Source organism: Thermobifida fusca NBRC 14071 = JCM 3263, assembly GCF_001592045.1.
GTDB lineage: Bacteria > Actinomycetota > Actinomycetes > Streptosporangiales > Streptosporangiaceae > Thermobifida > Thermobifida fusca.
In genome coordinates, this window is the sequence record NZ_BCWB01000005.1 from 15,677 (window position 1) to 41,894 (window position 26,218).

Genomic DNA, 26,218 nt, shown 5'->3' on the forward strand with positions numbered 1-26,218 from the left:
TCACCCGACGGGAAGGTGCCATGCCCCACATCACCCCGGAGTTGGCGGCCATGGAACTGTGGCCTACCGACCCTGATGCGGCACGTGCCCTCCAAAGCCGGTTGGCGTCCCGGGTACGTGTCCACCCCTGCGACCCGGATGCGGTGCGCCTGGTCGCAGGCCTGGATGTGAGCTACGGTCCGACCGAGCTGGTGGCGGCCGCGGTCGTCGTGGACGCCGCCACGTTGGAGGTCACCGCCCAGGCCACGGTGCGCGCAACGCCGACGTTCCCCTATGTGCCGGGCCTGTTCGCGTTCCGGGAACTGCCGCCGCTGCTCGCCGCACTGGAACAGTTGCCTGTCGAACCGGACGTGTACCTCTGCGACGGTTACGGGCTGGCGCATCCGCGCCGGTTCGGGCTGGCCTGCCATCTGGGGGTTTTGGTGGACCGGCCGGTGTTCGGGGTGGCGAAGACCGCGTTTGTGGGTGACGCCGCCGAACCCGGCCCGCGGCGGGGCTCAGCCACCGACCTGGTGGACCGCGGTGAAGTGGTGGGCCGCTGCCTGCGGGTCCACGACGGGGTCAAACCGGTGTACGTGTCGGTGGGGCACCGGGTGGACTTGGATTCCGCGTGCGAGCTGGTGCTACGGCTGTCGCCGCGCTACCGGATCTGTGAGCCGATCCGCCGCGCCGACCAGTTGTCACGCCGGGAACTGGCCGCATCCGGCCGCGCGTGACCGCGCCAGTCCCCCGACCCGGTTTCAGTCGAGGTCTGTGGTGGTGCGGCCGGTTTGGGCGTGCACATCGTCGCGGAGGGCCGCACCCCACACGTAGTCGTCGACAACCTGCAGCGCCGCGGCAAGAGCAGCGTCCGCGCGGGCAGGACCGTCAGCCTGGGCGAGCAGGGCGTAGATTCGGCTGAGGGCGGCGAACAGTTCCCCGGCGAGCATCGGCGTGGTGTCGGAGGCCACGGCTGCTTCCAGGTAGGGGTCCCACCAGAACGTGGCCTCCCCGGTTTCTGCGGCGACGTCCGGGTCGGGGGTGAGGAAGCCGCGCCGCAGGCGGGCGCGCACCTCGGCAGCGGTCTGGGGGTCGTCGTGGGTGAGACCGTCGTACCACACGCGTTCCGCGATGGCGGAATCCCCGCGCACGGCGAGCAGGCGGGCCAAAAGCTCCCGGGCCACCGCAGTGTCGTGGGGGTCTGCCGGCTGCTGGGCGAGGGCCGTGTCGAACTCGGCGATGGCCTGCTCCACCCGGACCGCGCCGAGCAGGAGCCGCAGGTCCGGCGTGTCGTGGGCGGCGAGCCCGCGGGCGAGGACTTCCGCTGCCTCGGCGGCAGCGCCGCGTTCCAACAGCCGTCGCGCATAGTCGCGGGCCGCATCCGCTACCGTCTGCGGGTCGGCAGCGTCCAACGCGTACTGCCAGTGGCTGCGCGCGGTCTCATCGTCGCCGCGGGCTTCCGCGAGGCGCGCCAGCCCGTGATGGGCCGCCCCCAGGTAGCGCTGGTTACCGAATTCCACCACGGTCTGCCAGGCACGGGCGGCCGCGTCGCTGTCCCCTTCTTTTTCGCACAGCAGCGCCAGGTGGTAGGCGGCGCGTGGGGAGAACTCCGGGTCGGCGGCGGCAATCGCTGTCTCGTCTGCTTGCCGAGCGCCCGCAGTGTCCCCGAGGTGGTCGCGCACCACTGCGAGCCCGAGCGCGGCCTGGGCCCGGTAGCGGGGCCCGGCGTCGGCGACGACCCGCTCATACAGTTCAGCGGCCCGGTCCGCGTGCCCCGCCTCAGCTAAATCGCGGGCCTGGCTGCACAGGGTCGCTGCCGCAGGGTCGTCGAGCCGGGGCGGGGAGGCTGGTCGGGAGGACTGCACGGTCGCACACTGCTTTCCGTCCGGGGGTGAAGGACCCTTCGGAGATTAGCGGTTCCTCCCCGCCCCCTGTACCGGTCTTGCCGTTCCCGGCCACGCCGGGAACGGCGGGCGGCCGCGCAGCCTCACGGACGGGCCGGGCTGCCTCGACCGGAGCCTTCTGTCGCGGGCCGCTACTGCGCGAAAGCCTCCGGGGGCGGGCAGGCGCACACGAGGTTGCGGTCCCCGTAGGCCTGGTCGATCCGGCCCACCGGCGCCCAGTATTTGCTGGCGCGCAGGCTCGGCACCGGGTAGGCGGCTTCCGACCGCGAGTAGGCGTGCTTCCACTCGTCCGCGGTGACTTCTTCTGCCGTGTGCGGAGCGTTCTTCAACGGGTTGTCTGCCCGGTCGTAGCTGCCTTCCGCCACCCGGTCGATCTCGCCACGGATCGCGATCATCGCGTCGATGAACCGGTCCAGTTCGGCGAGGTCCTCGCTCTCCGTCGGTTCGATCATCAGCGTGCCCGGCACCGGGAAGGACATGGTGGGCGCGTGGAAGCCGTAGTCGATGAGCCGTTTAGCAACGTCCTCGTTGCTGATTCCGGTGCGTTTCTGCAGGCCGCGCAGGTCGATGATGCATTCGTGGGCCACCAGTCCGTTGCGTCCCGTGTACAGCACCGGATAGTAGGGGGCCAGCCGCCGGGCCACATAGTTGGCGGCAAGCACCGCCTGTTCGGTGGCGGCACGCAGCCCTTCCTCCCCCATCAGCCGGATGTAGGCCCACGAAATCGGCAGGATACTCGCGGAACCGAACGGGGCCGCAGCCACCGGGCCCGCGCTCGTGTGCGGCCCCGCCTCGGTGTGCGCCGGATGGTTCGGCAGGAACGGGGCGAGGTGGGCGCGGACCGCGACCGGTCCCACGCCGGGGCCACCGCCGCCGTGCGGGATGCAGAACGTCTTGTGCAGGTTCAGGTGGCTGACGTCTGCCCCGAACTTCCCGGGCTTGGCCCAGCCGACAAGCGCGTTGAGGTTGGCGCCGTCCACGTAGACCTGGCCGCCCGCCTCGTGCACGAGCCGGCACACTTCGGCAATGGTCTCCTCGTACACCCCGTGGGTGGAAGGGTAGGTGACCATGAGCGCGGCCAGCCGGTCCCCGGCAGCGTCGATCTTGGCGCGCAGGTCCGCCAGGTCGATGTTGCCGCCACTGTCGCACGCCACCACAGACACCCGCATGCCCGCCATGACGGCGCTGGCCGCGTTAGTGCCGTGCGCGGAACTCGGGATGAGACAGATGTCGCGCTGCTCTTCACCGCGGCTGCGGTGGTAGCCGCGGATAGCGAGCAGGCCCGCGAACTCGCCTTGGGAGCCCGCGTTGGGTTGCAGGGAGACCGCGTCGTATCCGGTGATCTCCGCGAGCCACGTCTCCAAGTCCCGCACGATCTGCACCAGGCCTTCCGCCTGGTCGAGGGGGGCGAACGGGTGCAGTTCCGCGAACTCGGGCCAGGTGATCGCCTCCATTTCCGCGGTGGCGTTGAGCTTCATCGTGCACGAGCCCAACGGGATCATGGTGCGGTCCAACGCCAGGTCCCGGTCGGCGAGCCGCCGCAGGTAGCGCAGCATCGCGGTTTCGCTGCGGTAGGTGTGGAACACGGGGTGGGTGAGGTAGTCGACGTCGCGGCGCAACCCTTCCGGCAGCGCGGACGGGACGTCCCCGGTCTGCGGCGGGGTGGTAGCCCCGAACGCGCGCAGCACAGCCGCCACATGCTCGGATGTGGTGGTCTCATCGCAGGAGACACCGACCGTGTCCTCGTCGGCGAAGAACAGGTTGATGCCGAGGTCACGCGCGGTGCGCACCACGGCCGCGGCCCGGGACGGCACCCGCACCCGCAGCGTGTCGAAGAACGCGTCGGTGAGCACCTCCACCCCGAGCTTCCGCAGCCCGGCGGCGAGTTCCGCGGTGCGGCGGTGGACCCGCTCCGCGATCGCGCGAAGCCCGTGCGGGCCGTGGTAGACGGCGTACATGCCCGCCATCACGGCGAGCAGCACCTGGGCGGTGCAAATGTTGCTGGTGGCTTTCTCGCGGCGGATGTGCTGTTCCCGGGTTTGCAGGGCCAACCGGTAGGCGGGTTTCCCTGCCGCGTCCACGGAAACCCCGACCAGGCGGCCCGGAAGTTGCCGCTGCAGCCCGTCCCGGACTGCCATGTAGGCGGCGTGCGGGCCGCCGAACCCCATGGGCACCCCGAACCGCTGGGTGGAGCCCACAGCCACGTCCGCACCGAACTCTCCAGGGCTGCGGAGCACGGTCAACGCCAGCAGGTCAGCGGCCACGACGACGAGCGCGCCCCGTTCGTGGGCGGCGTCCACCACCGGGCGCAGGTCCCGTACCTGGCCGCTGGCCGCCGGATACTGCACGAGGACCCCGAACGCGTCCACATCCGGCAGTCCTGCACTCAGGTCAGCGACGACCAGGTCGATCCCCAACGGTTCGGCCCGGGTCCGCAGCACGGCCAGCGTGTGGCCGAACACGTCGGCGTCGACCACGAACACCGACCGCTTCCCTTTGTCCACCCGGCGAGCCAACGTCATCGCCTCGGCCGCCGCGGTGGCCTCGTCCAGCAGGGAGGCTCCGGCAATGGGCAGCCCGGTCAGGTCGGCGACCATGGTCTGGAAGTTCAGCAGCGCCTCAAGCCGCCCCTGGGAGATCTCCGGCTGGTAGGGGGTGTAGGCGGTGTACCAGGCAGGGTTTTCCAGGATGTTGCGGCGGATCACCGGAGGGGTGACCGTACCGTAGTAGCCCTGGCCGATCATGGAGACCAGCAGGCGGTTGCGGGCGGCAAGAGCCCGCAGTTCCGCGAGCACCTCGGCCTCCCCCACCGGTTCCGGCAGGCGCAAAGGTGCGGGAGCATCAGGGGCGGTGAGAATGTCGGCGGGCAGGGCCGCGGTCATGAGGTCTGCGGTGGACGCGTATCCCACCGTCTCCAGCATGGCGGCACGTTCCGCCGGGTCAGGGCCGATGTGCCGGTCCGGGAACGTGAGCGCAGGGGGACGGGAAACAGAACGGTCCGACATGGAGACCTCCTGGTCGCTGGGCCGATCAACGGTGTGCTTCCTTTAGGTCTCCCCCTCTGTCGCCTGCGACTGGTGTGCCGCCGTGCTCCAGAGTGCCTATCCCACACGGTCCTTGGTGCCTGAGAGGTTGCTGGGGAGGGTTGCCCCGTCGGCGCTCCGCGGCGCGGAGTCTCTCCCGTGTGGTGTCAACGGCGCGTGTCGGCGGCCGGGTGTGTCCGGTCCACCGTGTCGTTCTCATGCTACCGGCCCCGGGCCCCCTGCCCCGGGAGCACCGCGGTGCACGGGTCGACTAGCCGGTGCGGCGCTGTCGGCGGCGCTGCGCCAGCTCGTCCCTCGGATACGCCTCCATGGCGATGCGGGCCTGCTCGGTGAGCGGCTCCCCCTGCAGCTCGCTGAGCTTGCCCTCCAGTTCCCGCCACACGCGTCCCAGCGCGATCCCGAACATGCCTTGGCCGCCCTGCAGCAGGTCCACGACCTGGTCGGGGGAGGTGCATTCGTAGACGCTGACCCCGTCGCTCATCAACGTGATGTGGGCGAGATCAGCGGTGGCGCGCTGTCGGAGGTGCTCGACCGCGGTGCGGATCTGCTGCAGAGAGATCCCCGTGTCGAGCAGCCGTTTAACGACTTTGAGGATGAGGATGTCGCGGAAGCTGTACAGCCGATGCGCCGGCGAGCTGCCGGGCACGGTCACACTGGGCTCGACCAACTGAGTACGAGCCCAGTAGTCGAGCTGGCGATACGTGATTCCCGCTGCCATACAGGCGGTGGGACCACGGTATCCGACGTTCATCGGCAGCCCCACTACGTCCTCGTCACACAGCAGGCATTCTTCACCCGTCCATCGCACGGGTGACCGCCGATACTCGGAGGCGTTCTGCTTGCCGCTGATACCCGCCACGCCGAACCTCCGGCTTCCTGGCCTGCGGCGATACCGGACTATGGGGAGACAACACGACTTGTTTTCGACACCGCAGGCGGCCTCACTCCCCCGACGGTAAGCCGGAGCGTGGGCAGCGTCAACGACAGCCGTCGGCGCGTCGTGCACAACATTGGTTTGCTGCCGGTGAACGCGCCCGTCGACCACCGTTCACCATCGTTCAGGTCATGCGTCCGAAGTCCTCGGGAGTGATGTTGTCGAGGAACTCTCGGAAACGCTCCACTTCGTCTTCCTGCTCGTCCGGGATTGCTACGCCGGCCTCGTCCAGGATGTCGTCGCGCGCGTAGATCGGCGCTCCCGTGCGCAACGCCAGCGCGATCGAGTCCGACGGGCGCGCGCTGACCTGAACCCCGTTCGAAAAGACCAGTTCGGCGTAGAAGACACCGTCTTCCAGCGCGGTGATGTTCACCGTGGCCAGGCTGGTGTTCAACGCCTCGATCACGTCGCGAAGAAGGTCATGGGTGAGCGGACGCGCAGGCTTGACACCCTGTTGGGCCAGTGCGATGGCCGTAGCCTCGACCGTGCCAATCCAAATGGGAAGGTAGCGCTTCCCGTCAGTCTCCTTGAGCAGGACAATCGGTTGGTTTGCCGGCATCTCGACTCGGACGCCGACGACCTCCATATGCTTCACTGCGGCTCCGTCCCACGACTTGTCGCGTTCGGAGGGGCACACGCCGAAGTGCGCTCTGCTCCATTCCCCACGGTACACCGCCGGGGGATGTCCGCGTCAGGGGCGGGCGGCGTATCCGAAGCGGGTCCTCCTCTAAAGCTCTCCGCTCCGAGGCGTGACAAACCTCTATTTTTGCGGACGGGACCTCTTGAGTAGGGCACCCCGCCCGCCGCACAGTCGTGTCAGCGTCGACTACCGGTCAGCCACGGCGCGGGCTGGTGAGGATCACCAGTCGGAACTTGCCAATCTGGATCTCGTCTCCGCCCCCGAGCTCCGCTTCGTCGATGCGTTCCCGGTTGACGTAGGTGCCGTTGAGGCTACCCACATCGCGGACACCGAAAGAGCCGCCTCGCCGGTAGAACTCTACGTGCCGCCGGGAGACCGTCACGTCGTCCAAGAAGATATCGCTGTTAGGGTGCCGTCCCGCCGTGGTGAGGTCCTTGTCCAACAGGAAACGGCTCCCCGCGTTCGGACCGCGTTTCACGACGAGCAAGGCAGTCCCAGGGGGCAGGGCTTCCACCGCGGCCGCATCAGGGCCGACGGGGTCGACGCCGTCGGCTTCAGCCTCCAGCGCCTGGATGCCGCTGAGAGAAATCGTGGACGTCGTCTCGCCGACGCGGTCGCGGCCACGCGACTGCGAGTGATCCCATCGCGACCGGTTGACGGGGGAACCGCAGTTGGAGCAGAAGCGGGCATCATCCGCAACGGCGTGACCGCACTGCGTGCAGTTCGACATAGGTCGGCTCGGCCTCCTACCGCACGGGGCGGTCCTTGAATCGGCTGGGTGACTTACAGGTGACGGAGGACGGAGATGGTGGTTCATGGACCTTGGTTTTCAGTTCAGGTCCTTTCCATATCTCTTCCCCATAATCACCTCTTTTTTCACCATCTCTTACACCAAGAGCAGTCAGCTCTAAACCTTAGCCGCACGGCAGTGGAACCGTGCAGTGATGGAGTCTTCCGTGAAACCAGACCGATTTCAAACTCCGCATACGCCGGGCGCGCGGTCGAGGGTGTCCCCGGCCGCGCGCCCGGTCACGGGATCAACCCTCGGCTCGCTCGACCACGGCCGACCACTCCTCCAGCAGACGCTGGGCGGTCTCATCATCGGGGCCTTCGGCCCACAGGTGGGTGACCGCCTCGGCAGTGTCGGGAAGCACCAGCGCCCAGGAGCCGTCGGGTTCAATGACCCGCACCCCGTCAGTGGTGTCGATCTCACGGCCTTGTGCGGCCTCCACCACTTCACGCATGACGCTGCCCTTGACCGCCCAGGGAGTCGGTACGGAACGGCGCAGCAGGTGCGCCTGCGGAATCCTCTGGTCGATCTGGCTGAGCGACATCTTAGTGCGCGCCACCAGTCCGATCAGTCGCACGAATGCGGCGATTCCATCGCAGGTCCGCGAGAACTCGGGCAGGATGAACCCGCCGCGGCCGTCGGCAGCGAAGATGATGTCGTCAGCGAGCGCAGCCTTGGTCAACGCGTCGAGCGACGTGGGGGTCCACTGCACGTCGACGCCGTGACGGTTAGCGACCTGTTCCGCCACCCGGGTCGTGGTGACCGGAAGCGCCACCCGGCCGCCTTGACGTTCCGCGGCTACCAGGTCGAGCACGACAAGCAGGGCCCGCTCGTCGTCCACCAGTGTCCCGCTGCCGTCCACGAGCTGGATCCGCTCGCCCACCGGGTCGAAGCGGACCCCGAAGTCGGCGCGCGCCGACGCCACCAGCTCCCCGAGACGCTGCAAGTCGCGGGTGCGCTTGGCCGGCGTGTCTGTGGGGGACGCCTCATCGAGCCGGTTGTTGACGGTGAGAACATCGGCGTCGATCTGGCTGAGCAGGGCCGGCAGGATCAACGACCCGGTACCGCCCGCACAGTCCACCACGACTTTGAGGTTGGCCTCCGCCACCCCGCTCAAGTCGATGCTCTGCAACAGCTCCCGGGTGTAGGCCTCCACACTGCGGGAGGGGAAGGACAGTTCCGCGATCTCACCGGGGAAGGCCCGCCGGTACTCCTGCCGGGAGAAGACCCGCTCCAGTTTGCGCTGGGCGGCCGGAGACAAGTCGGCGCCACTGGAGTCGAGGAAGACGATGTCCACCGACTGCGGGTCGCCCGGGGTTGTGCGCAGCGCGATACCGCCGCTCAACCCCGGCTGGGAGGTGTGGAAGCGCGCCAACGGCAGCGGGGTCGCCTCCAAGTCCTGGACGTTGATGGCGGCCGCGGTGAGCGCGCTGATCACCGCCCGTTTGAGGGTGCGCGCGGCCCGGGAAGCGTCCCGTGCCGTGGTCACCACCGCGCCTTTCTTCAACGTGGTGGCGTACGCGCTGGCCAAACGGACCGCCAACTCCGGGGTGATCTCCACATTGATCAGCCCGGACACGCCGCGGGGCCCGAACAGCGACCGCTGCCCCTTGGACTCCCAGATGACGTTGGTGTTGACGACCGCGCCGGCTTCGATCGTCTTGAACGGGTAGACCTTGATGTTGTTGGCGAGGTAGGCCTCGGATTCGAGGACGCACTCCTCACCGACAACCGTGCCTTCCTCGATCCGCACCCCGGCCATGATGTCGGTGTTCTTCCCGACGACACAGCCGCGCAGGTTGGCGCGGGTGCCCACGTACACGTTGTCGTGCACCACGGCCCGGTGCAGGAACGCTTCGGAGCGCACGACCACGTTGCTGCCGAGCACCGTGAACTCGCGCAGCTCCGCACCCGGCTCGACTTTGGCGTAGTCCCCGATGTAGAGGGGGCCTTTGAGGACCGCTTCAGGGTCGACTTCGGCGCCTTCCGCCACCCAGATGCCGGGGGACACTTCAAAGCCGTCGATTTCGACGTCGACTTTGCCGGAGAGCACGTCGGCCTGGGCGCGCAGGTAGCTTTCGTGGGTGCCCACGTCCTCCCAGTAGCCGTCGGCGATGTAGCCGTAGAGCGGGGCGCCGGCTTTGAGGAGTTTAGGGAAGACGTCGCCGGACCAGTCGACGTTCTCGCCGGGTGCGACATGGTCCAGGACCTCGGGCTCCATGATGTAGATGCCGGTGTTGACGGTGTCGGAGAACACCTGGCCCCAGGTGGGTTTCTCCAAGAACCGCTGGATGCGCCCGTTGTCGTCGACGATGATGATGCCGAACTCGAGGGGGTTGGCGACCCGTTTGAGACCGATGGTCACCAGGGCACCGTTCTCCCGGTGGAACCGGACCATGTCGGTCAGGTCGATGTCGGTGAGCGCGTCACCGGAGATGACGATGAACGGCTCGCCCCGCAGGTGCTCTTCGGCGTTCTTGACACTGCCCGCGGTCCCGAGCGGCACTTCTTCGGCGACGTAGCGCAGGCTCATGCCGAGTTCTTCACCGTCGCCGAAGTAGTTGCGGATCAGGGTGGCGAGGAACTGCACGGTGACGACCGTGTCCTCAAACCCGTGTCGCTTCAGCAGCCGGAGCACGTGCTCCATGATCGGCCGGTTGACCACGGGAAGTAGTGGTTTGGGCTGGTTAGCGGTCATCGGGCGGAGTCGGGTGCCCTCCCCGCCAGCCATTACGACGGCCTTCATCGCGGCCACCTCCAAGCCCCGGAAATCGTTCGGCGAACCGCCATAGCACGGGGTCTCATGGTGGGGATGCTGCTCCCTTCATTGTCACGACGTGGTGGCCCGGAGTGACCAGCTACGGACCGCTCAGGCGACGCTGCCTGAGTCTGGGGTGTCACCGCCGTTGCGGTGCCGGCCGGTCCGTCCGCTGTCCACGCCCAGGGTTCGTGTCCTCTTCGCGTTCCAGGGCACGACTCTGTCTGATCAACTGTGAGCCCTGGACCGAGTACAGCAGTCCGGCCCACCAGTAGAGGGCTGTTCCCCATATTGCGAAAGCCCAACCAACGATTTGCGCCACATATCCCACGGCTCCGGAATACCCGCCGAGGAACAGCAGGGGGAACGCGTAGAGCAGGCACAGCGTCGCGGCTTTTCCAGCGAAGTTCACGGGAAGCGGCCCGTACCCGTAGTAGCGCAGCACCGGTAGCGCGCCGATGATGAGGACGTCACGAAGGACAAGGATCGCCATCAGCCACCAGGGGATGATGTCTCTGACGACCAGTCCCAGCAGTGCGGCGAAGATGTAGAGCCGGTCGGCCATCGGGTCGAGCAGTGTGCCGAGCCGGCTGGTCTGGTTCCATGCCCGGGCGATCTTGCCGTCCAGCCAGTCCGACAGCCCGGCGGCAGCGAGTACACCCAGTGCCCAAAGGTCGGCCTGCGGGCCGAGGACCAGCCAGAGGAACAACGGGACACCGAGCAGCCGCAGGACGCTGATCATGTTCGGGATCGTCCAGATCCGGTCTACGGTGTCGTCGCGTTCCCCCTGGTTCGTCGCGGTCGCCATCTCACCTCCCCGTTTGAGGTGAGCCTACCCGGCATCGCGGACTTCTCTTCGTGCCATATCCCCGCGTGGCTGCGGGGATATCCGCGAGGACGGGGTCACCCCGCCGCGTAGTCGACGAGCGCGCAGAACAGGCGACGGTCCGTCCCCTCTTCGGGACGCCACCGCACCCCCACCCCGAAGGGGTGGCCGACCGCTTCCACCGCTTCCACGGTCTGGGTGGCGCCCCACGCCACCGGCATCAGGCCCGACCCGATGCGGTTGATGCCCGGGCTGGCCGCGCAGCGCACCCGGGCACGGTCACCCAGCACCTTGCCCAGCATGCTGCTGACGTTGATGATCACCTCGGCGTCGGCGAGGCCCGGACCGGTGTCGGCGGCGGGCAGTAGCGTGCCGCCCACGGCGACGTTGAGAACCTGCAGTCCGCGTTCGACCGCGAGAAACGGCCGTCCCGCGTCGAGCACGGCACGGATGAGTTCGATTTCGAAACGGTCGCGCCGCGGATCAGCGTTCTCCGCTTCCGTGTCGGCCCCCACAGGTGCCCCCGTGGTGAAGACGAAGCCGTCGATCCGGTGCAGCAGGTCGGGGATGCGCCGAGGGTGGACGGGAGCGAGCACGACGGGCAGGCCGCCCGCTCGGTCCACTTCGCGGAGGAACGGGGTGGCGACAACAGACGCCTCACGCACCCAGTGTCCCCAGCGTGCCGGTCCGAGATAGCTGGTGATACCGATGAGCGGCCGGGGCATGCGTCCTCCTGGATGGCAGGGGCAGTTGGGAGCAGCGCGAAATCCCGCGAGTGTGCGGGAATTCACACTCTCCTTGACGTTAACAACATTTCGCCGTGCTGTCGCTCACTCCCGCCGTAGCGTCGGACACATGCCGCCTCGCCGTGCCGCCCGCCACAGGGCCGCCCTGGCGAGGCGGCACGTCACGGGCCGGGTTCTGCCCCGGTGAGGCGCGGTAGGGCGCGCAGTGCCGCCACCCCGATGGGCTCCGTGTCAAGCAACGGCACCTCCACCCAGCCGACCGGGGCGAACAAGGCGCGGAGCTCCGCCAGGACCGCGGTATCCACGCGGGAAGGAACCTGGTTGACCACCCCCACGCCCAGGGGGATCCCGTCGTCGCGCAGTGCCGCTGCTGCGCGGCGCGTCTCCGCGACCACTGCCCGACGGGGCACAGTGACCAGGCACACGGCCGCGTCAGTGCGCAGTCGGGCCGCGGCCGCCGCCAAGCGGCGCTGCCGGGCCCGCAGCTTCTCCACCACGGGATCCCGTCCCGGCTCCGGGTCGAACACGCTGGCAGCGAACCCGTCCACTGCTCTCGCACGTTCCCGCTGCTGGATCAGGCCGTGCACCCAGGGGGCGAGCAGGGTGGGCAAGGCCAGCATCCGCAGCAGGTGTCCGGTGGGCGCACTGTCCACGACCAGCCGGTCCCACGTTTCCGGCACCTGGTCGACATAGTCGATCAGCCGGTCGTGGAGCGCGGACTCGACCATGCCGGGTGCAGCGGCAGCGTGCCGCAGGTGCCGCCGCACCGCGGGCATCACCTCGTCCGGCACGACGGTGCGCGCCTCGTCCGCTACCTGGATGATCCTGCGGCGCACGGTCGCCTCCGCATCGGGTTCCACCGCCCACAGGCAGCCGGTCACCCGACGCGGCCGGTCCCCTAACCGCACGTCCAGGATGTCGCCGAGCGAATGCGCGGGGTCCGTGGAGACGAGCAGGGTCCGCTGCCCGCTGTCCGCTAAGGCGAGGGCGTGGGCGGCGGCCAGCGTGGTCTTGCCGACGCCGCCCTTACCCCCGAACAGCGTGATCGCTGCCCCGGTCAACAGCACACCCCCGCATCACCCCACCGGTCGCGCCCCATGCGGCGATGCCAGTCGTGCACGTCCGCAACCAGGTACGGGATGAGGTCCAGGGTTTCGTAGGCCACGGGCACGTCCACGCCGAGCGAGTGCAACAGCAGCATGGCGCGGAACGTGTCGGCCTGGCGGCGGTCCTCCCGCTGCAGCGCATGCCGCCAGCGTGCAGCGAACCACTCTTCGTGGAACGCTTCCAGCCGCCGCCAGGCGCGCACGGCACGCCCCGCAAACCCGGTGCTCACTGCTCCCCTGCTCCCGCAGGCTCCGCCGGATCCGTCGGGCTGTCCCCCGCGGGCGGGGCCGCATCCGTACCGGTCTTCGGGTCCGCTGCCGGGACTGCTGGAGTGCCGGCGGCAGCCGTGCGGGCCCGCCACGCGGTCCGCAGCGCCAGCGACGCTTCAACGATCAGCCACAGTGCAAGCACGAAGATGACCGCGTCCAAGGGGGCGAGCAGGAACACCTGCATGGGGTCGTCAGCGGTCACAAACCGGACCAGGTTGAGGACCAGCGCCCACGAGGTCATGACGAGCAGGAACACCAGGGGGATGAGCACCGCGAGCGGGTTGCGGCTGCTCTTGGTGACCCATACTGCGATCACCGCCAACGCCAGTCCGGCGGTGAGCTGGTTGGTGGTGCCGAACAGCTGCCAAAGGGTGCCGAACGCGAAGTCGCCCGGGGTGAGCGCCAACGCCAACGGCACCGCCACCGCCACCAGGGTCGCCAAGGTGAGGTTGCGTGCCAGCGGCCGGATCCGGGCGGTCTCCGCGATCTCCTGCACGATGTAGCGTTGCAGCCGCACCCCCGTGTCCATGGTGGTGGACGCGAAACTGATGATCACCACGGCGGCGAACACCACACCCACGGTTTCGGGAATGCCCAGGTGGGACGCGAAGTTCGCCACCCCGTTGACGAAGTTGTCGGTGGCGCTGCCCGACGCGGTCGCATAGTCCGTGTAGAGCGCATCCCAGTCGGCGCGGGTCGCCGCCACGCCCGCCGTGCAGGCCAGGATGGCGCACAGCGCGAGCGTGCCCTCCCCGACAGCACCCAGGTAGCCGACGAAACGGGCGTCGGTTTCCCGGTCGATCTGCTTCGCTGTCGTCCCCGAGGAGACCAGGCTGTGGAACCCGGAGATCGCCCCGCAGGCGATGGTAATGAACAGCAGGGGGAACCAGGGCGGGGATCCGTCGGGCACGTCGTTGATGAGAGGCGCCACGATCCAGTCGAAGCCTACGGCCACGCCCAGCAGGATCACCGCCAACGCCACCAGCATCTGCTGCTGGTTGATGTAGTCGCGCGGCTGCAGCAGCAGCCACACTGGCAGCCGGGACGCCGCGAAAGCGTAGCCGAAGACCAGGATGATCCACAGGGTTTTCGGGGTGAGGCCGACCGCGGCAGCCAGCGGGTCGATAGTGATCGGGAACAGCAGGCCCAGCGGGATGGACGCGTACACCAGCAGCAGCACGACCAGGGACGGCAGCAGTGCCGCGCTGCGCGTGCGGTAGACGTACTGGCCCACACCGATCGCCAAGGGAATCGTGACCAAGGTGGGCAGCACCACGCTAGGGGTGGAAACGAACAGGTTGGCGATGACCACGGAGAAGACCGCGTTCACCAGGGTCAGCAGGAAGAAGATGATGATCAGAAAGAGGGTGCCGGCGCGTCTGCTCACCACCTCACCGGCGAGCGTGCCGATGCTTTTCGCGCGGTGGCGGACCGAGACCGCGAGCGCCCCGAAGTCGTGCACGCCCGCAGCGAAGATCGTGCCGAGCACCACCCACAGCAGGGCCGGGCCCCAGCCCCAGAACACGGCGACCGCGGGGCCGACGATGGGGGCGGCTCCGGCCACGGAGATGAAATGGTGGCTGAAAACGACGTAACGGTTGGTGGGGACGAAGTCGACCCCGTCGGAGTAGCGGTGGGCGGGGGTCACATAGTTGGGGTCCAGCCCGTAGACGCGGCGGGCCAGATACGACGAGTAGTAGCGGTATCCCAGAGCGAAGAGGGCGAGAACAGCGACCAGTACGACAACGGCAGGCATGTCGCTCCTTCGGTCGCGGCGGCGTCCGCGAGACTGAGGGGCTGCCCCACACGTTCCGTGACGCCGCCTGTCGACTGAGTGGACTCACTGAACGTAACATGAGATCCACGTCACAAAAAGGAGCGAAGTGTCTTCTTTTGCCACAGTCTGGGAGAACTCGACGACCGCGGAACTGTCATGGCTCAGCCCGTCAGGCCCCGTCGGCGTCCCCGCCGTCCCCCTCATGTGGGAAGGACACCCCTGCGTCGCACTGCCCTTCTCCCACCTCGCCCTACTCGACACGCTCACCGACGGGCAGGCCGTGTGCAGTGTCACGGACGCCCGTGCCCTCCCACCCGGTTCTCCTGCCGTCGCCGCCACCGGCCGGGTCACCGTCACCCACGACCTGTCCGGTGACGTCTTCGTCGACGCGCTGCTCGCCCAGGAGATCCGCAAACACCCGCCGACCCGGCAGCGCGCCGGCGGCCTGCTGGCCCGCCGAGAAAACTGGTGGTGGCTGCCGCGCATCATCGTCACCCTCCGCGACACCGTCGAAGAGTGGACTCTGCCGCCACGCACCAGCGCCGACCACGCCCTCCTCCTCACCGCCCGCCCGCACGGGCCCGCGGTGAACGTGGTCACCGCCCCTGCCTGGCCGCACACCCCCGGCGCCCGCATCCCGCTGCGCAGCCTCGACGGCACCCCGCTCACCACGGCTGACGGGGACGGCTGCGTGTTCGCCCACCAGCACAGCCCCGACTTCGACCAGTGGGAGCACTGGTACCGTCGCGGCCCCCTCCACGCAGCCACGCTCACCGTCGCTGAGGCGTCCGGTGCCCCCGCCCCGCGGCTGCGGCCGCTGGGACTGTGGGCGCGCCTCCACGCCCACCGGTCCCTCGTCCGCGCCTGCCAGCAGGGCATCACCGCTGCGGAAACCCGCGCCGGACTGTCCTCCTAGGCCCGCGGGATCAGACCTTGCGCCACTTCGGCACCCAGGCGCCGTCCGTGACCGTGTAGTCCCCGAACAAGGCGGGCGCTTCCTGCACCATGATCTCGCCGATCTTGTGGAAGATCAGCCGGATCTCCTCTTCCGCGCCGGGAGCCGTCCGCGTTTCCAGCGTGTGGCGGAGGGTACGCACGTTCGCCGTCCACACCAGTCCGGTCGCCACCCCCTCCGGTGCGAACCGCCGCATGAAAGAGGTACGGTGCTTCTTCACCGCGAACGGCACGCCCTCCTCGTCCAACCCGAAGTGGTCGGTCATCCACCGCTGGAACTCTTCCATGCGTTCCAGCAGGTCAGTGGCGCGCTTCATCAGCTCGGGGTCTTCCTGCGCCCACTCGGGGAACCAGAACGGCAGGTCCGTCAACCGGACAAACCGGAGCGACTCTTGTGAGATCGCCACGCCAGGCCGGTGCCGGACCAGCTCGTGAGTGGCCACCCGGGACACGTTGTGCAACACGAAGCTGAAACTCACGTGCTCCAACACGGACCCGTGCATGCTCGCCAGAATGTTCGTCAAATACGCGGTCTGGTCGGTGCGCACCCGGGTCACGTTGGGGTTGAGCCCCGGCTCCCACGAGCGGTAGCACAACCGACCAGCGAACTCCGCAAGGTTTTGCGGATCGTTGAGAACCTCGTCGAGCTCCCCCCGATCCAGCCGCTCCAGCCAACTGCTCCCGCCCACGTCGGCGAGGTAGCGCGCGATTTCGTCGTAGTCCAACTGCGGCCGCGCGATCAGGTGGACCTCGGGCTCGACGTGCTTCACCACCGGTTGCATCCCCCAGCTCGTGTCGTGTCTGCGGCCCCGGCACACTCCGAACCCGTCCCGGGGCCGCAGAAGAACGTAGCAGCCAGCAGGGATCTCCGCCCACTCAGGCCGCTGAATGGCCGAAACCGGACGGTCCGCTACGCAACGACGCGCCCCCGCAACGCAGCGGACCGGGCACAACCGGGCGTACCCCCGAGGTCAGCTGCTCTCCCTGGCCAAGCGCAGCACGTTCGCCACGATCTGCTCCCCCACCCGGCCGGTGAGGATCGACTCGGGGTGGAACTGGACCGCCCACCGCCGCGCCTCAGCATTCTCGATCGCCATGACCACGGGGAAACCGTCGTCCTCCGTCACCGCCGTCACCTCGAACCCTTTCACCCGGTCCGGGGTCGCGTACACGGAGTGGTAGCGGGCCGCGGTGAACTCCCCGTCCTCTCCCAGCCCAGCCAGCAGCGCGCCCCCGGTGACCCGAACCCGGCCGGGTTTACCGTGCACCGGCGTGTCCAAAGTGAGCAGCTCCCCGCCCGCGTACTCCACCATCGCCTGCAGCCCCAGGCACACCCCGAACACAGGCAGGCCGCGCGCGTCCAACTCCTTCAACAGCGCGCTCATCGCGAAATCGGCGGGCAGCCCCGGCCCCGGGGAGAGCACCACCAGGTCGGGACGCATCTGGTCGAGCAGGGACGGGTCGAACCCGTAGCGCACCGTGGTGACCTCGGCGCCGTGCCGCCGGACGTAGTCCGCGAGCGTGTTGACGAACGAGTCTTCGTGGTCGACGAGCAGCACCCGCATCCCCGCCCCCACCTGCTCCACCGCAGGCGCAGCCTTGGAGGTTTCCTCACCCTCGTCGGTGAGGGTCTCCAACAGGGCACGGGCTTTGAGGAAAGTCTCCCGCTCTTCAGCTTCCGGATCAGAGTCGTACAGCAGTGTGGCGCCCGCCCGCACCGTCGCCACCCCGTCCCGGATGTGCGCGGTCCGCAACGTCAACCCGGTGTTCATCGAACCATCAAAATTGATGACACCGACCGCGCCCCCATACCAGCGGCGCGGCGAACTCTCATGCTGTTCGATGAACCGCATCGCCCACGTCTTCGGCGCCCCCGTCACGGTCACCGCCCACATGTGGGTGAGGAACGCGTCAATAGCGTCCAACTCGGGGCGCAGAATCCCCTCAATGTGGTCGACCGTGTGGATGAGCCGACTGTACATTTCGATCTGCCGGCGGCCGATCACCCGCACACTGCCTGGCACGCACACCCGGGACTTGTCGTTGCGGTCCACGTCGGTGCACATGGTCAGCTCCGACTCTTCCTTCGCGGACGACAGCAGCTCCTTGATGTTCTCCGCGTCGCCGACCGCGTCCGCGCCACGCTTGATCGTGCCGGAGATCGGGCAGGTCTCCACCCGCTGCCCCTCTCCGGGACGGCCCGTGACCCGCACAAACATTTCCGGGGACGCGCCGACCAGGTACTCGCCCTCCCCCAGGTTGAGGAAGAACTCGTACGGGGCAGGGTTGCGTTCCCGCAGCCGCTCGTAGAACCGCGCAGGCGACGCACACGGCGCGTACAAGCGGTGGCTGGGCACCACTTCGAACAAGTCGCCGCGGCGGAACCGCTCCTTGGCCTCAGCCACGATCCGCGCATACGACCCGGGTTCCGGCTGCGGCGGCACCTCGGCAGCCGGGGTCACCGGGGGTGTGGGCTCGGTGCGGCGTGGCAGGCCCCGCGTGGTCGCCCCTGCCGGGCCGCGCAACTCCTCCGGCAGCGTGAAGTCGTAGGAGTAGCGCTGGCAGATCTCCCGTTTCCGGTCGTGGACGATGATCTCGTCGGGCAGGTGCAACACCAGGTCCCGGTCCTCCGGGTCGCGCGGCAGCACCTGCTCGATCGGTTCGAACTGGAACGCCAGATCGTAGCCGAACGCCCCGTACAACCCCAGGTGGGGTTCTTCCGCGTGGAAGAACACGCCCACGAGGGCGCGGAGCGCAGAAAAAACACTGGGCCGGCGGCTGCGCTCTTCCTCAGTGAAGAACTCGGTGGGATCCGGTTCAGGGACCGTGACAGCGACCGTGTCGTCGGTGTGCTCCACCACCGCGCCGTGCGCGGTGAGCGCCCGGGCTACCGCGGGCAGCAGGACACGGCCGCGGTCGTTGAGGGCCGTCGCCCCGATCGTGCGGCCGCGCGCGACAACTTCCAGGCACGGGTCCACGTATCCCAAATGCCAACGGCTGTAGCGGCCGGGATACTCCATCCCGGAGGAGAGCACGCCGCCTCGGCGCTGTTCCACGTTGACCGTCAGATCGGCGAGCGCACGGGGATCGCACGGCACTGCCGTGCGGTGCACGGTGATACCACCACTGGTGGTGTAGGAGTTGTCGTCCACGGGCTGGTCCTTTTCGGGCTGGTCTGGTTGCTGTCAGCGCCCGAACCGCGGACAACAGAAACGACCGCCGGTCCGGGCGGTCGCCAGGTCTCAGGAATGCGAACCAGAAGCGCCGCCTACCAGCGGCGCCACCACTGCTGGAAAGTCAGTGCCGGTCGCATGCGCAGAAGTGTAGCGTGTAACACACGGTTCATGGGAGCCCACGGAGCGGTGTGATTTTCCCTTTTTCGTCTGCACCGTGCACCCGTCCCCGGGCCCAGTCGACACACCCGCCCGGCCCCGGGGACGACGTCTCCCGCACCGCAGTACAGAACTCCCCGCAGCTCACCCCGCGTGGTCGAGCCGGGACCGCTGCTCAGCGGTCAACTCCACGTCAACCGCGTCCAAAGCTTCATCAAGCTGCGTCACGCTGCTGACCCCCACCAGCGGGATGATCGCCGGGTCCCCGCCCATCAACCAGGCCAGAACCACCTGGTTGGGGGTCGCATCGCACTCCGCCGCCACCTCCCGCAGCACCTTCAGCCGCGCCGCAGTGCCCGGATGCTCATACGGGTAGGACAGCGTCCGGTCAGCACGCACATACGCCCCATACAGCAGCGGCGTGTAGGTGACCAGGGCGAGCGGCCGACCGTCCCGGTTCTCTTGAGCGACGTAGTCCAAGTGGTCGACGGTGGCATGCATGTGCCCGGCTTCCGGAAGCGGAATATCGAAGCGGGGCTGCAGGTAGCTGTACCGCAACTGGGCAACCTCGTAGCGGGGCCAGCCCCGGTCATCGCTGAGCCTCCGGGCCCGCTCCAACCGCCACGCCCGGTGGTTGCTCGCCCCCACCAGCCCCACCTGGCCTTCCTCGACAAGCTCGGCCAGCACGCCCAAGGTTTCCTCCAAGGGCACTGAACGGTCTTCCCTGTGCGGGTAGACCAGGTCCAGCCGGTCCATGCCGAGCCGCTGCTGGCTCCCCGCTACCGCGGCACGCACCGCTTTCGCGGACAAGCCTTCCGCGTCAGCCAACCCTCCGCCCGGCGTGCGCGGGCGGGCGCCGAACTTGGTGGCGATGAGCACTTCGTCGGTGATCCCGCGCGCGGCCCGCCACCGGCCCAGCAGGGTTTCGCTTTCGTCCCCCGTGAACCCCTCCACCCAGAACTGGTAGTTGTTCGCCGTGTCGATGAAGGTGCCGCCCCGCTCCACGAAACGGTCCAAGATCGCGAACGACTCCGCGTCACCGACCTGGCTGCCGAACTTCATCGCTCCCAGGCAGATCACACTGACCTGCCGTGCCCGCTCCCCACTGCCGATGGTGGTGTAACGCATCAACGCCCCTCTTCTTCCGTGTCCGAACGGTTCTCCGCAAGCACACCCCGGTAGTAGTCGATCTTGTGCCGGATCGCTTCCTGACGGCGGCGCAGCTCAGCGATACGCGCAGTCAACTGCGCATCGTGCTCCACGAGCACCTCGATACGCTGGGGGATCGTATGGTCGCCCGCGCGGACAAGCTCCGCGAACTCACGCAACCGGGCGATCGGCATGTCGGTGTCCCGCAAGCAACGCACCAGGTCGAGCATTTCGACATCACTTGCCCGATACCGGCGATGCCCGGCAGGGGAGCGCTCCACTTGGGCGAGCAGACCTTCACGCTCGTAATACCGCAGAGTGTCCAGGCTCAGCCCATGCCGACGGGCCACCTCTCCGGGGGTGTAGTAGTCGGTCATGGGTCACAGCCTGAAGGGTGGAGTGCACTCCAGGTCAAGTCCCGGCCGGGATTCATGAGGCGGGCGCAGCACATTCGCTGGTCACCGCGCCCACCACCGCGTCCGTGAGGCTTTCGATCACGTCCTCGTAGGGGATCTCCGGGTGGTCGAGCCACCACTCCCCTGTCGCCTGCACCATGCCGATCACCGCGTGCGCCACGATCACGGCGCGCACCGGATCACTGATGTACTGTTCAGCGACCAGGGTGTCCGCGAACTCCTTGCCGAACCGGCGCACCATGAGACTCACATCGCCGCGGGTACGCGGATCCTCCGCGGTAGCCCGGTGCATGAGGAAACGGTAGAGGTTGAGGTTCTCGCTGATCATCTGCAGGTAGGTGCCGACGGTGGCACGCACCCGCGGACGCAGTTCGGCGGGCTCCCGCAGTTTTTCCCGCACCCGCTCCATGAGCGGGTCGACGTGCCGCTCCGCGAGGGCACGGTAGAGGCCGCTCTTATCGCCGAAGTGGCGGTACAGGATGGGTTTGCTGATTCCCGCCTCGGCCGCGATCGCGGCCATGGGGGCATCAGGACCTTCACGTTGGATGACAGCGTCAGCAGCATCCAGGATCGCGCGGCGCCGACGGGGGTCGCGGCCGCGGGAGGCGCGTCCACCCCGCGCAGTCACCGGGGGCAGTGGATCAGGGTTCACAGCCTCACACGGTAGCGCGCAGCCCGGGAATCCTGCGGAGCACGGCGGTGAGGACAAAACTGACCACCAGCACGGCAGCGGCCTGGGCGAGCACGGTCGCCACCATGCCCACCGGGTGCTCGGGAATCCCGGTGAGGGACCGCAGCTCCCGCAGCAGCACCAGGTGGATGAGGAACACCCCGAAGCTCAGATCGGCGAGAGTGCGCAGCCGACGGCGGGCCGCCGTCGTGTCCCGGTCGGGGGCGGTGAACCGCCGCCACCGTCCAGCAAGCGGTTTGAACAGCAGGAACAACGCCACCGACATGGCCAGGACAGTCGGGGAAAGATAGTCGTAGGCGTAGGCGGCCTGCGTGTTCCACTCCCCGTAGGCCACCGCGGTCGCCCCGACAATGCCCGTGGTGGCAGCAGCAGCCGCGACGAACACCATTCCGGCCACCCACATGCCCCGCTTGCCCAGTTCGCAGTCGCGCAGCAGGTAACCGAGCAGGTAGTAGCCGAGGAAAGGCAGGAAGCGGGTGACGGCGTTGGCTTCACCGATCCCCGCAAAGTCGGAGATCGCCTGGTCCGCCACTCCGACCGCGGTCAGGAACACTGCTGCCCACCACAGCATGCGCCGCGGGGCATGGGCGGTGAGCACCCGCAGGAAAGGCGTGAGCGCATACAGCCCGGCCAGCACGAACAGGAAGTACAAGTGCACGGAGGGCTTGCCCGCCAAGACCCGGTTCAGCGCGTCCGACCAGTCGCTCGCCTGTTTCACGAACAGGTCGATGGACAGGTAGACGACACTCCACACGACCAGGGGGATCCCGATCCGGTTGAACCGCCGCTGGTAGAAGGAGCGCAAGCCTTCCCGGCGCGGCGCGAGCAGCAGTGCCCCGCTGATCATGATGAACACGGGAACACACCAGCGCATCAACGAGTCCACCACGTTCGCGGTCCACCAGGTGGCCGTGCCGATGTCGCTGTAGTAGCGGCGGGTGACCACCACGGCGACGGCGTGCAACACGACCACAGCGGTGATGGCCGCGATCCGGGCCACATCAAGCCAGACGGTTTCTACAGGTGTCGCTTTAGTGACGGAACGTGGCGATACGACGGGAGGCTGAGGGGAACGAGAAGTCTGAACGGTCATGGCACACCCGGTGATCGACAACAACAAACGTTCCGAGATCGTACCGTTATCAGATTCTCATCAAAGTCCCAGGGAAACGGAATTGTCGTTTCACTGCTGTGGAATACGAATCCACACCGCTTCGGCACGCGCCAGCTCGGTTCCTTGCGCGTCGTAGAGGGCACTGGCAGTGAATACTTTGCGTCCTTCGACGCCGAGCAGGCGTCCGAGGACAACGTGGCGCTCCCCGGGACGGGGGTCCGCGAAAACGGCGGCGGTCATCTGTCCCAACAGCATGGGACGCCCGGTAATGTCAACCGACCAGCCTCCCGGACAGTCGAGCGCAGCCCACACCAGTGGCAGCCCTGCGGGATCGGCGGGCGGCGTCCACGCACAGGCCACCGTGTCCGCTTCCGGGTCACCGCCGAGCGGCCCAGCGAACAGGCGCAGCCCGTCACCGGTGCTCCGCTCCGGCCCGCACACAAAACAGGTGGGAAACGGGTGGTTGCGGTATCCCCGGTAGCCTGCGCTCGCCTGCTCCGCGACAGCGGGCGGCACTGGGTCGAGGTGCTGTTGCGGCACGTCGGCGGGGATGGCTTCAGCCACGAGCTGTTCACTGCGGAGGAGGTGAACTCCCCCATCAGGGCTGCGGCGCACCGTCATGGGGGTTTGCAGCGGCGGCGGCTGCCGCAGGCGAACACGGACGGCGGGAGCGTCCACGTACTGGGCGAGACGACCGGAGATGTAGCCGCCGTTAGCTGAGGTGGGCGGCCCGTTGAATCGGGCGTCGATTGTGAAATCAGTGGTGACGTTCGCGGCTTCGGCCATGCTGTGTGCGGCGCGCTCTCAATAGGAAGCGGCGCCCCTGCCTCCCTTCTCACCGACAGAAGCTGCTCATCGGACACAGCCACACTCTCACACCAGGCGAAAGAAGCCGGAGCCGCCTGTGAGAAGGGAACCTGTATCAGGGTGATGCCAGCTCTCGCTGCCGGAGGCTGGCATCACACCCCCGCACGCGCGGGAAGCACGTCGGTTTTCGGTGAGGACGAGGCCGTTGACGAATCACACTCCCGCCTGCGCGGGGAGCACAGGGAACTGCTGCACCGGTCTCCCTACCGAGGGACCATCCCCGCATACGCGGGGAGCACACTACATGACCTGCGAGTTTACCAGCGCGGCATGCTGATTTCATTCACTTCCCAAAAATCAAACAAAAGAACAAAAGCACAAAAAATTCCTCTACAGCCACAGACAACCTAGAACTAACGAGATCCTTATCAGCTACTTGAGCATGGTCATAGTTGACCAAATCACCACCAATACCCCATACGGCGGCTACCGTACTGCCGTGGACCTCACCATCGTCGAAGCTTGGAACCTTTGGTGGTCGGGCAACCAGCTCACAGACCACACCTTGTACGGCGTCTCCATCCTGTGGCTCTCCCGTGCTGGAAAATTGCTCACGTTCCTCGCGGGAGTCACCATTGTGCTCGACGCGATAGGCCCCGAGCGGCTTCGTGCCTACGCCGACCGGGTGAAGCACACAGGTCGCCACCGCTCCCAGATGTGGAGAGAATTCCCCGTAACAACGCGCCTCTTGTACGTGGGGATCATCGCATCCTCGGTATTAAGCTTGACGTCCGCTCTCCTCATCGTGCTCTACGACGGGGAACCTGTGTGGCTGTTCTTCGCTTGGTGGGGTATTGCGGGAATAGTGTTGTTTCTGTTCGACTTTCTTTCGATCACTGGACGGGCTGCCCAGGCCGCCGCCTGGGTTTTGGAGCATGACCGGTTGGACCGCACTGTCCGCGCCATCGCTGTCCCGCTCTTCCTCACCGGGTTCGTCCTCGACTTCCTCGCCGCCTAATTCCGAGGGGAAGCGACACGGTCGATGCCCTGGCACGCCAGCTCTGCTAAGGGCCTGGTGGCCTCAGCCCTGCATACCTCACCACACCTGTGCTCATGCAGCGGTTGCTTCACTGCCCAAGGCTGCGGACACATTTTCTGCCTCGGTCTCCTCGTCCGGGACAGTGCCTGCCGCATGTCTACCCGAATTGTTTCCTCTCGAGGACAACCATCTCAGTGAGTACGATTCCCTCCCCGGCATTCAACGAGGAACGCAGTCGTAGATATCTTTCTCGCAGCCCTCAGCAAACTTGCTCCTAAAAATCGGCTAGTCAAGAGCCTCTCTTCGAGGGGCTCTTTTCCTGTGCTGCGCAAAGATCTTGTTCAGATCAATCACCGTCGACGACCTGCACCAGAAGTCGGATAGCCGCGCCAGTCTCTATTCTTCGTGAGTTGGAAAGCACACTCACCTCATGCAGCAAAAAGCCGCCTGTGGCGGTGTTCCCTGAGAAAATCCGCCACAGGCGGCACAGCACCGGCGACATCATGGGTCAGGAAGCCGGCGGGACGAGGAGAAGTATTCGGCTTCCTTGTCCGCTGCCGTCCACTTCTCTGCTCGCGTCCCGCCGATTCCCCTGGCTCTGCTGCTTTGCCTCGGCTAGCGCAGCGGCAGTCCGGTGATGGCGCGACCAATGATGAGACGCTGGATCTCCGAGGCGCCTTCGAAGATGGTGAAGATCGTGGCGTCGCGGTGCCAGCGTTCCACCGGGTAGTCCCGGGTATAGCCGTTGCCGCCGAGCAGTCGGATGGCGTTCTGGGTGACCCAGGTAGCGGTTTCGCTGGCGTACAGCTTGCTCATGGAGCCTTCGGCGTTGGCGAATTCTTTTCCGTACCGGGCCATCCAGGAGGCGCGCCACACCAGCAGGCGGGCGGCGTCGATGCGGGTCGCCATGTCGGCGAGGGTGAAGGCGACGGCTTGGTTGTCGCCGATGGGACGGCCGAACTGTTCGCGCTGGCGGACGTAGTCGCGGGCGTATTCGTAGGCGGCGCGTGCGCAGCCCACGGCCATGGCTCCCACGGCAGGGCGGGAGGCTTCGAAGGTTTTCATGGCGGCTTGGCCCTTGGAGCGGCGGCCTTCGCGGGCACGGGCAAGACGCTGGTCCAGTTTCTCTTTGCCACCGAGCAGGCAGCGGCCGGGGATGCGCACGTCGTCGAGGATGACCTCGGCGGTGTGGGAGGCGCGGATGCCGTGTTTGCTGAACTTCTGGCCTTGGGAGAGGCCTTTAGTGCCGGGCGGGATGACGAAGCTGGCTTGGCCGCGGGTGCCGAGTTCCGGGTCGACGGAGGCGACGACGACGTGGACGTCGGCGATGCCGCCGTTGGTGATCCAGGTCTTCGTGCCGTTGAGGACCCATTCGTCTTTGGCTTCGTCGTAGACGGCGCGGGTGCGGATGGCGCCGACGTCGCTTCCCGCGTCGGGTTCGGAGACGCAGAAGGCGCCGAGTTTGATGTCGTCGGGGGTGCCGAACATTTGGGGGGTCCATTCCAGGATTTGCTCCTGGGTGCCGTTGGCGCTGACGGCGACGGCGGCGAGGGTGGTGCCGGTGAGGGCGAGCGCGATGCCGGGGTCGCCCCAGTACAGCTCTTCGTAGACGACGGGGATGGCGATGCCGCTGGGGTCGAACATCTGGTTGGCGAAGAAGTCGAGGGAGTAGAGGCCGATCTTGGCGGCTTCTTGGAGGATCGGCCAGGGGGTTTCTTCGCGTTCGTCCCATTCGGCGGCGGCTGGGCGCATGACGTCGCGGGCGAATTCGTGGACCCAGTCGCGGATGTGGATGAGGTCTTCGCTGAGTTCGAGGCTGAAGGATGCGGGCGTCTCGTCGGTCATGACGGTGTCCTTCGTGTGGGGTGGTAGACGATAGGTGTTACCAACGGTAACATGTTAGCGGGGTCATGAAACAGGGGTGGTTCCGGCGGGTCCCGGA

22 protein-coding genes and 1 riboswitch are annotated in these 26,218 nt (G+C 67.4%); of the genes, 3 read left to right on the plus strand and 19 right to left on the minus strand.

Features of this window, described 5'->3' with window-relative positions; genetic code table 11:
* Positions 1 to 20 precede the first annotated feature (20 nt).
* Complete coding sequence (locus TF1_RS00750) at positions 21 to 716, plus strand: endonuclease V (RefSeq protein WP_011291834.1); 696 nt, start codon at positions 21 to 23, stop codon at positions 714 to 716.
* Positions 717 to 740: 24 nt separating this feature from the next.
* Here the strand turns inward: TF1_RS00750 and TF1_RS00755 are convergent, their stop codons facing one another.
* The 11 genes from TF1_RS00755 to TF1_RS00805 all read right to left on the minus strand — a co-directional run bounded on the left by TF1_RS00755 (position 741) and on the right by TF1_RS00805 (position 14,753).
* A complete protein-coding gene (locus tag TF1_RS00755) occupies positions 741 to 1,844 on the minus strand; it encodes a tetratricopeptide repeat protein (protein WP_061783517.1) in 1,104 nt (367 codons plus the stop codon).
* A gap of 170 nt (positions 1,845 to 2,014) precedes the next feature.
* Positions 2,015 to 4,888 (minus strand): aminomethyl-transferring glycine dehydrogenase, encoded by a 2,874-nt coding sequence (gene gcvP / locus TF1_RS00760; protein ID WP_061783518.1) that lies wholly within the window; start codon positions 4,886 to 4,888, stop codon positions 2,015 to 2,017.
* Between the two features lie 96 nt (positions 4,889 to 4,984).
* Positions 4,985 to 5,076, minus strand: a riboswitch (glycine riboswitch).
* Positions 5,077 to 5,177: 101 nt separating this feature from the next.
* Entirely contained in the window at positions 5,178 to 5,786 is a 609-nt protein-coding gene (locus tag TF1_RS16065) for a MerR family transcriptional regulator (RefSeq protein ID WP_016188631.1), read from the minus strand.
* A 199-nt stretch (positions 5,787 to 5,985) separates the two neighbouring features.
* Entirely contained in the window at positions 5,986 to 6,456 is a 471-nt protein-coding gene (locus TF1_RS00770) for a bifunctional nuclease family protein (protein ID WP_011291830.1), read from the minus strand.
* Between the two features lie 238 nt (positions 6,457 to 6,694).
* Positions 6,695 to 7,231 (minus strand): FHA domain-containing protein, encoded by a 537-nt coding sequence (locus TF1_RS00775; protein WP_011291829.1) that lies wholly within the window; start codon positions 7,229 to 7,231, stop codon positions 6,695 to 6,697.
* 307 nt (positions 7,232 to 7,538) lie between these two features.
* A complete protein-coding gene (locus TF1_RS00780; RefSeq protein WP_011291828.1) occupies positions 7,539 to 10,037 on the minus strand; it encodes a mannose-1-phosphate guanyltransferase in 2,499 nt (832 codons plus the stop codon).
* Positions 10,038 to 10,188: 151 nt separating this feature from the next.
* Positions 10,189 to 10,857 (minus strand): CDP-alcohol phosphatidyltransferase family protein, encoded by a 669-nt coding sequence (locus TF1_RS00785; RefSeq protein ID WP_011291827.1) that lies wholly within the window; start codon positions 10,855 to 10,857, stop codon positions 10,189 to 10,191.
* 95 nt (positions 10,858 to 10,952) lie between these two features.
* Entirely contained in the window at positions 10,953 to 11,600 is a 648-nt protein-coding gene (locus tag TF1_RS00790) for a gamma-glutamyl-gamma-aminobutyrate hydrolase family protein (protein WP_011291826.1), read from the minus strand.
* Between the two features lie 182 nt (positions 11,601 to 11,782).
* Positions 11,783 to 12,688: an ArsA family ATPase gene (locus TF1_RS00795; protein ID WP_011291825.1), complete on the minus strand. Its 906-nt coding sequence runs from the start codon at positions 12,686 to 12,688 to the stop codon at positions 11,783 to 11,785.
* Entirely contained in the window at positions 12,679 to 12,957 is a 279-nt protein-coding gene (locus TF1_RS00800; protein WP_011291824.1) for a cory-CC-star protein, read from the minus strand. Before TF1_RS00800 ends, TF1_RS00795 begins: the two co-directional genes overlap by 10 nt.
* Entirely contained in the window at positions 12,954 to 14,753 is a 1,800-nt protein-coding gene (locus tag TF1_RS00805) for a carbon starvation CstA family protein (protein WP_011291823.1), read from the minus strand. The genes TF1_RS00800 and TF1_RS00805 overlap by 4 nt, the downstream gene beginning before the upstream one ends.
* A 127-nt stretch (positions 14,754 to 14,880) precedes the next feature.
* On the opposite strand from TF1_RS00805, the gene TF1_RS00810 reads away from it, so the two are divergent.
* Complete coding sequence (locus TF1_RS00810) at positions 14,881 to 15,690, plus strand: hypothetical protein (protein WP_011291822.1); 810 nt, start codon at positions 14,881 to 14,883, stop codon at positions 15,688 to 15,690.
* Positions 15,691 to 15,700: 10 nt separating this feature from the next.
* Here the strand turns inward: TF1_RS00810 and thyX are convergent, their stop codons facing one another.
* From thyX to TF1_RS00845, 7 genes are all read right to left on the minus strand, one after another.
* Positions 15,701 to 16,498 carry an FAD-dependent thymidylate synthase gene (thyX, locus tag TF1_RS00815; protein ID WP_061783534.1) on the minus strand — a complete coding sequence of 266 codons (798 nt, stop codon included), beginning with the start codon at positions 16,496 to 16,498 and terminating at the stop codon, positions 15,701 to 15,703.
* Between the two features lie 201 nt (positions 16,499 to 16,699).
* The gene (locus TF1_RS00820; RefSeq protein ID WP_016188629.1) at positions 16,700 to 18,880 is read right to left on the minus strand and encodes an anthranilate synthase component I; all 2,181 of its coding nucleotides are present in this window, start codon (positions 18,878 to 18,880) and stop codon (positions 16,700 to 16,702) included.
* Between the two features lie 324 nt (positions 18,881 to 19,204).
* Complete coding sequence (locus TF1_RS00825; RefSeq protein ID WP_061783519.1) at positions 19,205 to 20,188, minus strand: aldo/keto reductase; 984 nt, start codon at positions 20,186 to 20,188, stop codon at positions 19,205 to 19,207.
* Complete coding sequence (locus tag TF1_RS00830; RefSeq protein WP_011291818.1) at positions 20,188 to 20,586, minus strand: MerR family transcriptional regulator; 399 nt, start codon at positions 20,584 to 20,586, stop codon at positions 20,188 to 20,190. The genes TF1_RS00825 and TF1_RS00830 overlap by 1 nt, the downstream gene beginning before the upstream one ends.
* A gap of 52 nt (positions 20,587 to 20,638) precedes the next feature.
* Positions 20,639 to 21,277 carry a TetR family transcriptional regulator gene (locus TF1_RS00835; RefSeq protein ID WP_011291817.1) on the minus strand — a complete coding sequence of 213 codons (639 nt, stop codon included), beginning with the start codon at positions 21,275 to 21,277 and terminating at the stop codon, positions 20,639 to 20,641.
* Positions 21,278 to 21,281: 4 nt separating this feature from the next.
* Positions 21,282 to 22,409, minus strand: a complete 1,128-nt coding sequence (locus tag TF1_RS00840; protein ID WP_051122463.1) for an acyltransferase — start codon at positions 22,407 to 22,409, stop codon at positions 21,282 to 21,284.
* A 90-nt stretch (positions 22,410 to 22,499) separates the two neighbouring features.
* Positions 22,500 to 23,216, minus strand: a complete 717-nt coding sequence (locus tag TF1_RS00845) for a hypothetical protein (protein WP_011291815.1) — start codon at positions 23,214 to 23,216, stop codon at positions 22,500 to 22,502.
* Between the two features lie 463 nt (positions 23,217 to 23,679).
* On the opposite strand from TF1_RS00845, the gene TF1_RS00850 reads away from it, so the two are divergent.
* The gene (locus TF1_RS00850) at positions 23,680 to 24,255 is read left to right on the plus strand and encodes a hypothetical protein (protein WP_016188623.1); all 576 of its coding nucleotides are present in this window, start codon (positions 23,680 to 23,682) and stop codon (positions 24,253 to 24,255) included.
* A gap of 636 nt (positions 24,256 to 24,891) precedes the next feature.
* Here TF1_RS00850 and TF1_RS00855 read toward each other — a convergent pair.
* Complete coding sequence (locus tag TF1_RS00855) at positions 24,892 to 26,121, minus strand: acyl-CoA dehydrogenase family protein (RefSeq protein ID WP_011291813.1); 1,230 nt, start codon at positions 26,119 to 26,121, stop codon at positions 24,892 to 24,894.
* Positions 26,122 to 26,218 lie beyond the last annotated feature (97 nt).

Excerpts from the sequence above, each read along its gene's own strand:
- TF1_RS00750 (WP_011291834.1), top strand. The coding sequence starts at position 21 with ATGCCCCACATCACCCCGGAGTTGGCGGCCATGGAACTGTGGCCTACC.
- gcvP (WP_061783518.1), bottom strand. The coding sequence starts at position 4,888 with ATGTCGGACCGTTCTGTTTCCCGTCCCCCTGCGCTCACGTTCCCGGAC.
- TF1_RS00775 (WP_011291829.1), bottom strand. The coding sequence starts at position 7,231 with ATGTCGAACTGCACGCAGTGCGGTCACGCCGTTGCGGATGATGCCCGC.
- TF1_RS00780 (WP_011291828.1), bottom strand. The coding sequence starts at position 10,037 with ATGAAGGCCGTCGTAATGGCTGGCGGGGAGGGCACCCGACTCCGCCCG.
- TF1_RS00785 (WP_011291827.1), bottom strand. The coding sequence starts at position 10,857 with ATGGCGACCGCGACGAACCAGGGGGAACGCGACGACACCGTAGACCGG.
- TF1_RS00790 (WP_011291826.1), bottom strand. The coding sequence starts at position 11,600 with ATGCCCCGGCCGCTCATCGGTATCACCAGCTATCTCGGACCGGCACGC.
- TF1_RS00805 (WP_011291823.1), bottom strand. The coding sequence starts at position 14,753 with ATGCCTGCCGTTGTCGTACTGGTCGCTGTTCTCGCCCTCTTCGCTCTG.
- TF1_RS00825 (WP_061783519.1), bottom strand. The coding sequence starts at position 20,188 with ATGCGTTACACCACCATCGGCAGTGGGGAGCGGGCACGGCAGGTCAGT.
- TF1_RS00830 (WP_011291818.1), bottom strand. The coding sequence starts at position 20,586 with ATGACCGACTACTACACCCCCGGAGAGGTGGCCCGTCGGCATGGGCTG.
- TF1_RS00840 (WP_051122463.1), bottom strand. The coding sequence starts at position 22,409 with ATGACCGTTCAGACTTCTCGTTCCCCTCAGCCTCCCGTCGTATCGCCA.
- TF1_RS00845 (WP_011291815.1), bottom strand. The coding sequence starts at position 23,216 with ATGGCCGAAGCCGCGAACGTCACCACTGATTTCACAATCGACGCCCGA.
- TF1_RS00850 (WP_016188623.1), top strand. The coding sequence starts at position 23,680 with ATGGTCATAGTTGACCAAATCACCACCAATACCCCATACGGCGGCTAC.
- TF1_RS00855 (WP_011291813.1), bottom strand. The coding sequence starts at position 26,121 with ATGACCGACGAGACGCCCGCATCCTTCAGCCTCGAACTCAGCGAAGAC.